The 12920-nt window shown below is 34.3% G+C and carries 7 protein-coding genes; 4 read left to right on the top strand and 3 right to left on the bottom strand.

Annotated features, from left to right (window positions below):
* The 3 genes from ACQY22_RS00035 to ACQY22_RS00025 all read left to right on the top strand — a co-directional run.
* The coding region (locus ACQY22_RS00035) for a hypothetical protein (protein ID WP_428323604.1) at positions 1-873 on the top strand (873 nt) is incomplete at its 5' end.
* A 64-nt stretch (positions 874-937) separates the two neighbouring features.
* Entirely contained in the window at positions 938-1477 is a 540-nt protein-coding gene (locus tag ACQY22_RS00030) for a hypothetical protein (RefSeq protein WP_428323603.1), read from the top strand.
* Between the two features lie 21 nt (positions 1478-1498).
* The gene (locus tag ACQY22_RS00025) at positions 1499-1732 is read left to right on the top strand and encodes a hypothetical protein (RefSeq protein WP_428323602.1); all 234 of its coding nucleotides are present in this window, start codon (positions 1499-1501) and stop codon (positions 1730-1732) included.
* A gap of 3 nt (positions 1733-1735) precedes the next feature.
* Here the strand turns inward: ACQY22_RS00025 and ACQY22_RS00020 are convergent, their stop codons facing one another.
* Positions 1736-2281: an HNH endonuclease signature motif containing protein gene (locus tag ACQY22_RS00020; RefSeq protein WP_428323601.1), complete on the bottom strand. Its 546-nt coding sequence runs from the start codon at positions 2279-2281 to the stop codon at positions 1736-1738.
* A 60-nt stretch (positions 2282-2341) separates the two neighbouring features.
* Here ACQY22_RS00020 and ACQY22_RS00015 point away from each other — a divergent pair, with 60 nt between their 5' ends.
* The gene (locus ACQY22_RS00015; protein WP_428323600.1) at positions 2342-2704 is read left to right on the top strand and encodes a hypothetical protein; all 363 of its coding nucleotides are present in this window, start codon (positions 2342-2344) and stop codon (positions 2702-2704) included.
* A 24-nt stretch (positions 2705-2728) separates the two neighbouring features.
* On the opposite strand, the gene ACQY22_RS00010 is transcribed toward ACQY22_RS00015, so the two are convergent.
* Positions 2729-3253 (bottom strand): hypothetical protein, encoded by a 525-nt coding sequence (locus ACQY22_RS00010; protein ID WP_428323599.1) that lies wholly within the window; start codon positions 3251-3253, stop codon positions 2729-2731.
* A 28-nt stretch (positions 3254-3281) separates the two neighbouring features.
* On the bottom strand, positions 3282-7028 hold the full coding sequence (locus tag ACQY22_RS00005) for a hypothetical protein (RefSeq protein WP_428323598.1): 3747 nt from the start codon (positions 7026-7028) through the stop codon (positions 3282-3284).
* Positions 7029-12920: the final 5892 nt, after the last annotated feature.

Genomic DNA, 12920 nt, shown 5'->3' with positions numbered 1-12920 from the left:
CCATCACTGTTTTCAGGAGTTTACATCATTGCTTATGGCATTGTGGGTACATTTAGCAATATCGACCCAGATAAAGTTTACGACTATCACACCGCATTTGATATCAAACCAACAGAAGTAGTGTACAATGTTGATATAAATGCAAATCAAAAAGAAATTACAAATATTAAACTTGACCGACAAAATAATAATAGTGCCGCGACAGTCGCTTTAGTAAAAGAAGTAGCTCCTTTTACTAAAAATGCTTTGTATAGATTATACTTTAGTGAGGTCTATGACTTTACTCATGCGGATAGTTATGGAATAAATATAGGTTCATCTGGAGTTATTATTAATTCTGTAAAGCCTAATATTACACTACCACCTAATAAAGACCTAGATGAAATAGAAAAAGATGGATTACATGTTAATGGTTACGATGTTACTTTTTCTCCTACACATTCTTCGAAATCTACTTTATGTATTGTTTTTACTCATTGGAGAAATAGGAGTTTTACCCTAACTAAATATTTATCAACAAATAATAATATTTTAGTAAAATTAAACTATGATAAAACAAACAATAAAGTAACTCTAACTATCAATAAAGCAACTCAAAATTTTACCATGCTAAGTGAATTTAGTGGAAAAATAATTGTATTATGGCTAACAGAAAATTTTGATTCAAATGTTACAAAAGTTAAAATAAGTAACTATAGCGGAACATTAACTATACCAGCTGTTTTTTATAATGTTAATCAACGTTGGAAGTTTAAAACTGAAGATGGAGTGTTAAATAAATTAATGTACTCTCCAAACTTTTACGACACTGATTCTGAGCAATATCATAAAGTAATGCTTCAAGAAAAGTTAAACGGAAGTTACATAGTATAGTGGGGGGATTGCGAGCCCCAAAACCCCCCTGCTGCTACGCCGCATAATCTGAGTATAATATAAAATGAAGGATATCTTTGAGTTTAATCACATTGATAAATCTCTGTCAGAATCAGATATTGATGTTCTAAAAGATTTTTATAAGCATTATCACAAAAAATATTGGTGTTTTAAAAGGTGTTACAAGAGTTATAAATTTCTTGATGATTTTTTTACGATAACCGGAATAAGTCTTGTAGCTATAGGAACAATTGCTGGTGGGATAACACTAAACCCAGTTATTCTTGGTGTTATAAATGGCGCTGGGATTATTGTAGCTGGTATTGGAAAAAAGAAAAATCCACAGAGAAAAATTGAGATGTCAAAGATCGCATTCACGACTTATGAAAAGGTACTAGTAGAACTGAGATCAGCTCTTAGAGGAGATGAATGGGATAAACAAGAGTTTATTGATAGGATGAAACTGATAGATGAAATGATAATTGATCAAACTCCTATATCTGATAGATTTGCTAAAAAATATAAAAAGAAGTTTTCAGTGGAGGAAAACTGTGTTTTACCCCAAACCCCCTTTCCTTCAACCGAAAATAATCTAAGCAAGTAATAAATGGAGGAGTTAAGAAATTTGAAAAAAAGTTTTATAAAAAATTTTGAAACTACTTTATCTTCTACTGGAAAAGATTTGGTAAAAGAAATGGAACAGAAATATAGCGTTGACGACCAAATTTGTCTTGATTATGCTATGAGCCTGTGCCATAAGCTTGTCAAAATGGATGGAGTTAGTGCAGAAGATGAGAAAAAGTGCCAAGAGTTTATAAAAATTTTTTATTATCTAGACGAGATAAAGTCTCTAAACTAAAATCTAATCAAAATATCTGAAATAATATTTTTGGCCATTTATTTTTGATGTTGCTGTTTTATAAATACCTAAGCAAATCATACTAACTTGGGCTGGATTTATTCCCAGCATTTTTCCAACAGAGTACAAGCTTTTAAAATTTGTTTCTTTTTTTGTTACCAAATTTATTGCTGTTACCTTTTTAGGATTTTTGCGATAACTACCAAAATTTCTGTTTTTTGCTGATTTTTTAATGTTTTCGCTTGCTGTTACGACTTCCAAATTTTTTATCCTGTTGTCCGTTCTGATAGAATTTATATGATTGATCTGTTTGTTTTTTTCAATTAGACCGTAAAAGCATTCGAAAACGAATCTATGAGATAAGTAAGATTTAATCTTATTTTCTCCTGTTGTTATACCGCATTTAAGATAACCATTGTTAATAAGATTTCCTTTCCTAGCTTTCCTCAGTCTAATATTCATGATTTCTCCATCTTCATTTGCAGCGTATTTTTTATAGACAGGATGAATAAAAAACTTTTTTCCGTTTTCTAAAACAAAATTTTGCATTTTGTTTTAATATTTATTTCTTTATGCTTCAATTTTTTTTATCCAAGCATAATATAAAAAATGTTAAAGGAAATAGTAGCATACGTTAACTTCAGATTTCCAGCTGCAAAAACACAATTTTATAACGATAACTTTATCAAAGCTTGTCTTGTTTATGAGTATTTATATGCAAAATATTTCAACCAAGTGATGGATTTGAATAGAATTATTAACAAACTATCAGGTTACAGACATACTATTAGAACTAAATCTAAGGTATTGGCTAATCATTTGATTTTCAATTTGGGTTTCAGATCTTTCTGGAGCCACTTCAAACTTGGAAGAGGCAGTGTTTATGTTTTTGACTCTGGTTTTCAAGAAAATGAAGTTCTCGGATACTTAACAGGAATTTTGTATTGGGTTTTCCATGGGGGGGTTGATTAATTCTATATTTAGTTAATATAGAATTTACCCCTCTCTTAATTCAAGATAACTTTCCCACCATTTATCATAATAGTCTCGCGTTTGAGATGAAATATTAAGTGAAATTTTGTTTTTTGAGCCTATTTCCCCCAAAATTCTATTTGCGACATAAAAGACATTAATCATTCTCTTACGGCTGAACTTTTTATTTACCTCTTTCATAACTTTCTCATCTATTTCCATTAACTTTCTGTATAATTCGTCCTTTTCCTCTCCTGTCAAATTTGGAATCTGTTTTATCTTTTTCTCGTAATAGTATTTTCGCTGGTAGACGCTTTTCTTCCTGAAATATAATCTGTCATACTCTTTTGGATCAAAGTAACCTAGTACATGCCCGTTTGTTACTCCGCATTCTTCACAAATCTTATAACCAAAATCTATTGTAAAATATTTGCTATTTTCACAATTTGAACATTGCGAGGATTGCATTTTTGGTTCATCTGAGAGATTTTTAGTATAATTATGCAAAATTTCTAAATATTTTTTTATTTGTTCTTCTGAGTATTTCATTTATTTTTTATTTTTTTAATTTTTAATTTTACCTTATTGCTTTAGTATCAACTTTGTTACTTTGCACCAATCTTTTGTCATCATCGCAGCTCAGAGCTATTTTATTAACCTCTTTGGAATATATATTGTGATTCCTACTTTGTATTATTTTCATACTTCGCATTTGTTTATCCCCCGTGAATAAACAATCAAAATAATGCTCAAATGTAATTCCTTTTGAAACCACAGACTTTTTTATTCCCTTACACTTTTTTATGTTTTTTCCCTCTTCTATTTTGAAGCTATATAACTTAGGGCGAAGACCTATGAAATGTGTGATTTGCTTTCCTGCTACTTCATCCTTGAACATTCCAATTACTTTTTTGTTTAACCCTGTTGGAATTCCAGATGGATGAGATTGAGGGTAATCTGATGTGTCAAACTTGGATTTTACATCGTCTGTTATGTCTACGTAAAAATCTTCTGTTTGTATCCGATACATTAGGCTATCAGTATCCGTAAAAAGTAACTCAGCTTTTGTGTCATATTTTTCTTTTATATAATTGTAGTGAAAGTTGAACATTAAAGTTTTGGATAAGTCTAAAATTGCTTGGCCTACATAAACTGGTTTATTGAAATACACCTCTGTTTCTTTCATATGGGCCGCAATAAGATTTTTATCGAAAATCGTGGCTCTTTCAAAGTTGGGCCTTTTTGAGAGTTTTAGAGCTATTTTACGATTATCAACCAGTTTTATGTTTTGTCTTTTTCTAATGTTTTCTATTGTCTTTCCAAAAACTGAATTATTCATTAGCTTAAAAAAGTCTTTCTCAAAACTGTTAGCTGCTGTTTTACGCAATTCCGTGTTCTTTCTTATATAAGGCTCCATCCAGGGGGATTGCTCAAAAGATATCGCTCTATTTACCGCTTCGAGTTTGAGCCCCATATTGAGATACTGTTTCAGATTTTTGTAATGAAGCACATAGTTGGTTCTTGGTTTGAAATGGCATATAAGTTTTTCAACCCCATTTACTTTGAGAAGTTCTGGAGCAAGTGGGTAATCGTTATGTGTTTCCCAAAGATGTTTTGGGTAAACCAGATCTACATCAAAAATATAGCCCTGGGGGGACCTTGTCCCCCCAAAACCCCCCTGCTCATCCTCCTCTAATATACGAAGGACTTTTTCTTTTGTTAGATTTTCAACCCACTCAAAACCATGCGTTGGGAGTGGCTGAGACATCGCCCAACCATAAAGATTGTTTGCATCAAGGTATTGAATGTAGGTTGAAGGTTTTTCGGGATCGTAGGTTTTCATGTATTGATTATTTGCTTCTGCGTATCTCTTTGATATGTGAGTTATTCCACCGCGTATTCCCCTTTCAAACATCATTAACATATCGTAATCGTCAAGTAGTTGTAACTGCTGACCTGTTGTTTTAAGGCATGCATCCCAGGCAAGACCTGGTGAAGTGTAATAATAAGCTGGATCAAGATTGTAATGTTTCATACAAGTTTTCCTGAAGTTTTCAAAAACATCAGCTAAGAGTAACACATCAGATTTAAGATATAAATCGTGATAATCTCTGATTGTTTTACAATTGAGTGTGTCCCAAACACGAATTGCGTGATAGAAATCTTCTTCACTTATGTGCTCATCGTTTAGTTTAGAATAAAATTCTTCTCTTGGTGGGAGTTGTGTTTCTGATAGTTTTTTCAATGAGGAAACATAGTCGTAAGGGTAAACACCTTTTCGAGTAAGTAGTAGAGTATTATTTTTAAACTTTCTTTTTGTATTAACAAAGTCTGTTGGTTGCAAATTTGAAACAAGATTTGCAAGAGATGTTTGAAGAAATTTGAAAGAGTCTATAAATCTGATTTCAAATGTAATTTCACACATTTTGCCTTTTGTACCTCTGTATTCACCTACTTTAATATGTTTTGAAAAGGAAATGTATTTCTCTTCCGTAGATGGAATACAATCTAATTTTCCTGGAATTTTAGCAAGTTCCTTTATGAAAAGATGGGCGTCATAACCTTGAAGATTATGGAATATAACTGGAAGAACTCTTGGTTTACGACATCTCAAATTACACTCGTTGTGAGCAGCACCTCTGTATTTACCTGTGAAATGGCAGTGATCTCTAACTCTGTCTTCACCCAATTCTTCCTCACATAACGAGCAATATTCAGCTTGTTTAAAAGAATTCTCTTCTTTTTTAGTCAATAACTTCGGTTTTGGTTTTCGGTAGTATTCAGTATATATTGATTGGGTGTAACCCACAATTTTATCTACAAAAATAGCCGCCACATTGTCATCTTCTTTTTCCTTTGTAAAGCTTTCTGTTTTAAACCTTCCTGTTACCCCTTTGAGATAAAAACAAAATCCTGATGGTTCGTGTTTTTGGTATTCTATGTTATAAGATTTACTTGGATCTGGTTTACAATTTGAAACAGGTTTTGTAAAACACTCAAAATCAGCATATATTACAAAAGGAACCGGATACTTTTTGTGAAAGTTTTTGAAATAAAGACTTTCTCCCTTCTTTGGCATTTTAACTGCAACCATTTTGTTGCTGGAACAGTATTTTTCATGTTTCTCAAAACTACTTTTTACTTTGAAATGGCACAAACATCTTTTACAAATAAAAACACCACCAATAACTCTTGTTTTAGTCAGTTGAGTTCTAATTAACCTACTTAGATTTTTTATCAAAGAGTAGTGACTTTTACCATCCTCTTCAAAAAGAAATAAATCTATACTTTTTTGGCAATTTTTGTTTGAGAGTTTAAGAGGATAAATAGTTTTTCCTTCAACTGAGAAGACTGTTATACTTGGAATATTTGGGTTAAGCTTTTCAAACTTTCTTATACTTTTAATATCCATTGGAAAACTTAACCCCTTTGTTACTAACTCGTTTTCATACTTTTTCAAATCTGAAATTATCTCATTATCTCTTGGTTTCATGTGAAGGTATCTTAATACACACCAAATAAAGCATTTATCGTCTTTGTTTTTCGGGTTAATTATTGCCTTTTTATTTTTAATCCAAACTGGTAAATCTATATATGATGAGCCTTTTTGAGGGGAGTATTCAACAACATTTATCTGCAATTCTTTTATGTTCCTAAAATACCATCCACTTCCATTATTCTGATACTTTTCAATATCCAAGTTAATCTTTTTAATGTTATCTTTTACAAGCTTTTCCACGTTTGTTGACTTTAAAACTCTCTTTTTCTCAGTTCTAAAATACGCTTCATCCTCCTTGTAACCAGCAAGACCATTTTTATCAAAAAGTGGTTGCTGCATATCACAAACAAGAACAAAATTTGCTTTAATATTTTTGTTCTTTTGGAAGAATAGTTTAATAATATTTTTATTTTTCTCAAAAAATTGATCAGGTGTTAAATTTGGATCACCCTCTATTACATACTGTTTTGCAAACTCATCAATAGCTGTTTTAGTCTGAACTATTTTTTCGTCGTATTGCTCAATAAGCTTTTCAAGTGCTTTTCTGAAAAATGGAGGGGTATCCTCAGGTATTTTTCTGTTTTTTATACACTCATCAAAATACTCCTGAAATGTCTTCTTCTTTTTAGTCTTTTTTTTGATATTTACTCCCTGTCTTACTTTTTGCCTAGCTTTTTGTATTTTTTGAAACCTTTTGATTAGTTTCTTTCTTTCTGCTAATTCTGAGTACTCTTTTTTAAGAGCTTTCTCCTCTTTTTTTACTAATTTTCTAATTTGATCCAGAGACATATTCTGGAACTCTTTTGAAGCTGATTGTTTTGACATGATTCCTTGTGAAAAGCAATTTTATTATAAGATTTTATTCTTTTAAATTTCAATTTTATTTTTTCTGACGTGGAATTTGAAATATGGGATAATTTAAGTATCCGGTAATAACAGGAATTTGTAGATTTGTGTTATTTTGTGTTATTTTAGAGTAGTTAGGGAAAGATACTCTTTTAGCGGTTTGCCATTTTTCATATGGTGGGGCGCGCATTTTGAAGGAATGCGGGCACCAGGTGTGAAATTTGGGATTTCGCTGAAAGGTATCTTTCCCTAACTACTCAGTCTATACGTCTTCTTTTTTTCTTGCAGATTTGACGGAACCATGTTGGAAGAATCAAACGGTACTACTAGCTCTTGCCCCCCAACATCAAACATTATCTGTGAAATGAAATAGAATGCCAGGAATTAACTTCAGTTTGCTTGGAAGTTGTCAGCCAATAAATATTTCCATTATATTTTATTTTTTTGATAGTTTGTGAACAGTAAATCGATGATAGATTATTTGAGTTGTGCATGTACATAATAAATCAGTACAAGTAGAGCATTCTCGATGATTTTCGACGTCATAGTTAACAGGGGCACCCAATAAGAAATTTTGACAAAAAGACCTAACAACAACAACAAAGCATGAATAGAGCTTTCTGAAGCCATTTTAAGCATTTTGGGAGATTGCTGGGAAAAATGTATCTGTTCCTCACTCCCAGCAAGACTGATGGAGGAGTTAACAGCCAGCAAGGTGCACCTACAACCTGCAACCTAACTTACTGGGAAGTTTCCCAGCAACCGTATGTCCAGACATTACTGGCAAGTTTGGGTGTGGTCAAGGGGCAAAATTCAGCCCTTAAGTGGAGGGGGGGGGGGGGTTGACAGGAAATGGGAGTTGGCCTTGGAACGAAATTCAACCCTTCAGTTGGGGGGGACCCCTTTTTGACAAATAGCACATTACAGCTATCAAATCAAGACTTCAAATCCCTTTAGACACCCAGAATTGTCTATCTTCCACCAACCTTTTCCTTCCAAGGAAATATAATTTTATTACAAATCTCCAGCCAAAAAAAATTGGCCTGAAGAACAGAGTTTTGGAGTAACAGATCCATTGGGTGCTTCTCAGCTAACAACACAACCCGTAACGCCAATTAGCAAGCTAAGGAATGCAATGACTTCTTGTGACTCTTATTTTAATTAATTAATTTCTTTTGTTTTCTTTTTTCGTTTATTTTCAACACCGACATAACATCAAGAAGCTGAGGAATCTCCGAGAAGTACGGTAAGAAAATGAGCGAAGGCTCTATTTCTTTTTAATGATCATGTGATACATGCACCATTTAATAAGGAAATAGATACTAGCTAGATTCTTTCGCAATTTATCAAAAAGCAATATACGTATTGGAGCAGGGTGTTTTCCAGTGTAGTTTAGTAACTATTTTATCCTGGTATGTTAACAAACTGATTGTTATGTCTTTCTTGGCAATGGTTTTCAGGTCTCGGAAAATAATTATTATAAAAGTAAATTACAATTATCATAAAAAATCTCCCAGAATCCTTTAAGGCAATTTTCTAAACAGATTTATAATTTTGACAATTTTATATGAAGAAGACTGTCAGACCACAAAAAGATAACATTTGCCATAAAATATCTTCCCATGTCACGTTTAAGGTAAGGACGTAATCAGCCACGTGACTATTTCCAAATTATTACATCGTATCAGACGGCAGAGAAAATTTGCTGGAAAGCAATGCTCTACCTGATAATTTTTTTCATGACCAAAAGATGGACAAGACGTCATCAGTCACGTGATCAAAGTGTGTTGAATGTTTTAGTTCGTTTTTAAAGTACTTTTTTCGTTATCATGTCATAAATTGGCAAGTTGTTCCCGCAACCAAAAAATAACCACTAAACCCAAAGTAGGAACAATTCAGGACTGTATTAGTTTCCAAATAAGCTTTTCAATCGCATACAGGCAACCATCCAAAATTGTACGAGCGAACAAAAACTAAAGACAAAACCATGTGCTCACATCCCGTTTTTTTCACTTAATCATTTCATTTAAGCATCACTAAAATGTCACATTTGAAAAATGAATAAACAGTTTTACGTCCATTGCCGGCTGTTTTCCGCAACAATTTCTTTACTCTGCATTGTCTCTGAGTAATTATCATTCCATTCTCAAAGCAGCACCAAAGGCCAAACAAAAACTGAGCCAGAAGTTTAAAAGTCGCGTAATGCAGCTATCAATCTTATACCCGAGGGGGAGAGGGGGGGTGGGGGGGAGGGCGACCACGGGATAGGGTTGGTACTTTGATCAAAAACAAACTTCCCAACCATTGGGATAAGATTTCCATTCCAAGTTTCCTTCCTCGGGATAATGCTTTGAGTTCCAAGTTACCCACCAGAGTGGGAATTTCAATCCGACTGAGGTAAAGAATATGTGCTTGCACTTGACAAGTCTTTTTCACAGCTCGCACTGCACCAGTCCACGGTAGTGGCGAGCTCTGCTCTCTTTGAAGATACTTAAGAGTAATTCTCTGTAACAGTCAAGCAAAGTGGAAAATGAAACATTTTGACTCTCCCCTTTAAATTTTGCATGCAATTATATAATATTGTGGGTAGATGTCTTAAAATGCACTTTATTCGGGTTGCTACTTTATTGTTGTCATGGTAACACCAATTGTTTGTTGGTGGCAAAAAACCTAATTTTTAACTCAGAAACTGTTGTAAAAAGTTCAAAATGTATAGCTCTGTTTCTCAAGTCCACTTAAACGCTACAACCCAAGACTTGGAGCAGATACAATACCATCATCCTAGTTTACATTTATGTCTTTTGTTCTTTATTATATCAAATGTGCGTGGCATAAAAGGTTAATCAACTACATGGAGTTTCGGCCATTTTATTTGATGGCTAAAATATGGTTATCCTTTCCTTGAATTTCTCCAAGAGTGCATCAGTTCCAGAGCTAAAACTAAACAGGCAGTTTACACAGGTATTCTAGTTACTAAGTCTGTAAAACCTGCACTGATACGCGGATAAAATTCTTCAAGCTTACTTTGTCCCAGAATATTTTTCGTGCATGTGAGAGGTTAAACTACAAATATGTAAATAGACTCAAACGCACGGGTCTACTTCTCACCACACAAATGTTACCTGGTCTTTATTTGTGTGTTTTTACGAAGTTCGAGCTCGATTTGAACGGCATTGACCGAAAAAGGTGTAGCAGAATCATCAGCTCAGTGAAAAAACCCGCTTAGAAAACAACTCCAAAGTTCATTCGTTTGCCGAACTCAAATATTTCCGTCCAATCACCTTGTTGACCTTGATGGAACCAGTGATGCACGAGATTGCCATTTGCGCTTATGACAATTGCTTATGACGTAAATAACGCGAGCTAAATTATTCAAAGTGGCGCAGAAAGTGCAGACGTACGACGGAACACGCTTGCTGAAAAGGTCACCCTTGAGTACGACAGGAATCCCAAGATTATGTGTTGCATTCTCCTAACGTCGAACGAAATTAATCATTACCTTTTGAAACTTATTTTTAATTGACCAAATTTTAACAAACGGGTTTTTAGATAATAATAATATAATTGTACTGTAATTATTAAATGTGTCAAAAAATTTGTCAGTTCAACTTCCATTTTAAAGTTTTCATTATTTAAAATACGATAAAAGTAAAAATTCTTGAATGAGTAGATTCTGAAAAATCGTCTTCTGTGTACTATTGCTTTTTCACTGCCATGTTTGTTTGTCTAATTTAAAACACGCGCCTTCACACGAGTTACCGCTGACCGCCCGCAAAACTGTGTTCAGTCATCTTAATCGGCTTGTGCCGCGACTTTAGAATCAGCTGTAACAGTTGATTTCCTTTCTCTTTGACATGATTTGTATGTCCCTGGACATGATTTGTATATCAAAAAGAGTGATCAATTTTCATCCACCCATTTCAATGAAAGCAAATGGAATCACTTCTCACCATAGTGGACAACCTCGAACCGTGACTTCTTCGTATAAATATGCGGCACCGAAGAAAGACGAAAAAGCTAACCCTTTTTGATCAAATTATTTTAAGGTTTAAACTCGAAGTTTATATGGTGTAAAATAATTATAATTTTCTTTTACCGGTATCACTCGTTATAATAATAATAACAATAATAATGATAATAATAATAATATGATAATAATAATACAAAATAATTAATACCTTATTGTGTGTAAAATAGAGTGATTTTGCTAAACCCGTGAAACAGGAAGTAGAATACTACCAAGGGAGGATCTCACATTACATTAAAAAAGACAGGGATAAGATATTAAAAAATATACATATGCATGAAACATAGGCAAATAAAAGATCTGTCACCAATACACAGATCTAAAAAGAAAAGTCTTCAGATGCGTCTTAAAATTATTCACCTTAACGACTGCACGACAATGAGAGATGAGCGTTCCAGAGCGTGGGTGCTGCTGTCAAATAATTAAAATAAGCTCTTTCACCTAAGTTTAAACAGCTGGCGTAGAAAGTATAACACTACTAAGTAATCTAAGGTTATAAGAAGACGACTTAAAGATCAATAGATCACACCAATAGTTAGGCACTAGGCCGTGAGTAAACAGCAGTATCTTAAGGCCAATCCAAGCCCTGACAGGGAGCCAATGCAGATCGCTAGGGGAAAGGCGAGATATGACAAGACCTAGGCGATTAGAAAAACTTGCCGGGCCAAGGTGTCTCGAAACTCTCTCCATGCAATTTTGTTATTGCTGGTCTATGCTATGTTCAGACTATACCGGTTAGCTTTTCGTGCCGACACTTAAAGCTATCGAGCGTAGTGTGAACATCTATCCGTTATTCGACTTAAGTGATCGGCGCGGCGCAGCGCAGCATCGCTCCTTTAGCAGAAATCGCGCCGAAATCACCATTCTTATGAGTAAACAGAAGCCCTAGCCGGTATAGTTTTCGCACTGGCCCAAAAGCTATCCCATATACTGTGAACATGGCCTAATTTGTGCAACCCACACAAAACACTATTGCAATAATCCACACGAGGTGTAATAAATGCATAGACAAGCATTTCCATCAATTCTTAGGACAAATACTTGCAAATCCGTTTGCTTCATATTGTGCTGAGATTGTGAGAGCCGATACCACGGGATAACTTGCTAATAATTATGACTTGATACAGCGAGAGCGGCGCATCAAACCATGAGCCTAGGTTTCCAGCTACCGTCACAGGACATGCGTGGGTCCGCCCAACCCTCATACTATTGGACCTTGGCTTGCTGCTGCCTAATACCTAAAAAAATGAACTCTTAAAATTCTACCAGGTCAAAGGTAATTTTGAACCATAATGAAAAACATGTCTACTTATTTCCTGTCTTTGCAGATGGCACAATTAACGTACGAGAATAGAAACTTAAAGGAGAGGATAAGCGTCCTAACAACAATGAGCGATGAGCGATTAATCGAGTATGAGGAATGTAAGAGAGAACTAGAAACGAAAGGTGAAATGCCCTTTTGTAATAGGGTTAAACTAATCAGTCCCTTCGCCTTCCCCTTGAGTTTCTAAGAGTTATGAATAAAAACTGTTGATCAACGGTAGGAAAAAGGTTGGACAATAGTCAAGCAAACGTCGACTACTTGTCGTTCTGTACACCGCCGTCAGCACTACTTCCAAGTGTGTTCATTTGTACTTCAGCCTTCTGTTAGCCGACTGCTGGCATTGGTTACCGTCAAAGTGTCATCTTGAAACCCTGAATATTCTTGTTAGATCAGTGCCCAGTTTGGTTCACTAGCTAACTAAGTTACAGCTGCTGAGTAATCATTTCATAACCGAAATACATTTTGCAGCTTAGGTAAAAAAATCTTAGTAATGCCTATCATATCAATCCCTTTGTTCTGA

The organism is Candidatus Nitrosopumilus sp. (assembly GCF_965263415.1).
In the GTDB taxonomy this organism is placed as follows: Archaea; Thermoproteota; Nitrososphaeria; order Nitrososphaerales; family Nitrosopumilaceae; genus Nitrosopumilus.
This window is presented reverse-complemented; position numbering and strand designations above follow the sequence as displayed.

What these genes read in the sequence shown, in the direction of transcription:
- ACQY22_RS00030 (WP_428323603.1), top strand. Translation starts at nt 938, where the DNA reads ATGAAGGATATCTTTGAGTTTAATCACATTGATAAATCTCTGTCAGAA.
- ACQY22_RS00020 (WP_428323601.1), bottom strand. Translation starts at nt 2,281, where the DNA reads ATGCAAAATTTTGTTTTAGAAAACGGAAAAAAGTTTTTTATTCATCCT.
- ACQY22_RS00015 (WP_428323600.1), top strand. Translation starts at nt 2,342, where the DNA reads ATGTTAAAGGAAATAGTAGCATACGTTAACTTCAGATTTCCAGCTGCA.
- ACQY22_RS00010 (WP_428323599.1), bottom strand. Translation starts at nt 3,253, where the DNA reads ATGAAATACTCAGAAGAACAAATAAAAAAATATTTAGAAATTTTGCAT.
- ACQY22_RS00005 (WP_428323598.1), bottom strand. Translation starts at nt 7,028, where the DNA reads ATGTCAAAACAATCAGCTTCAAAAGAGTTCCAGAATATGTCTCTGGAT.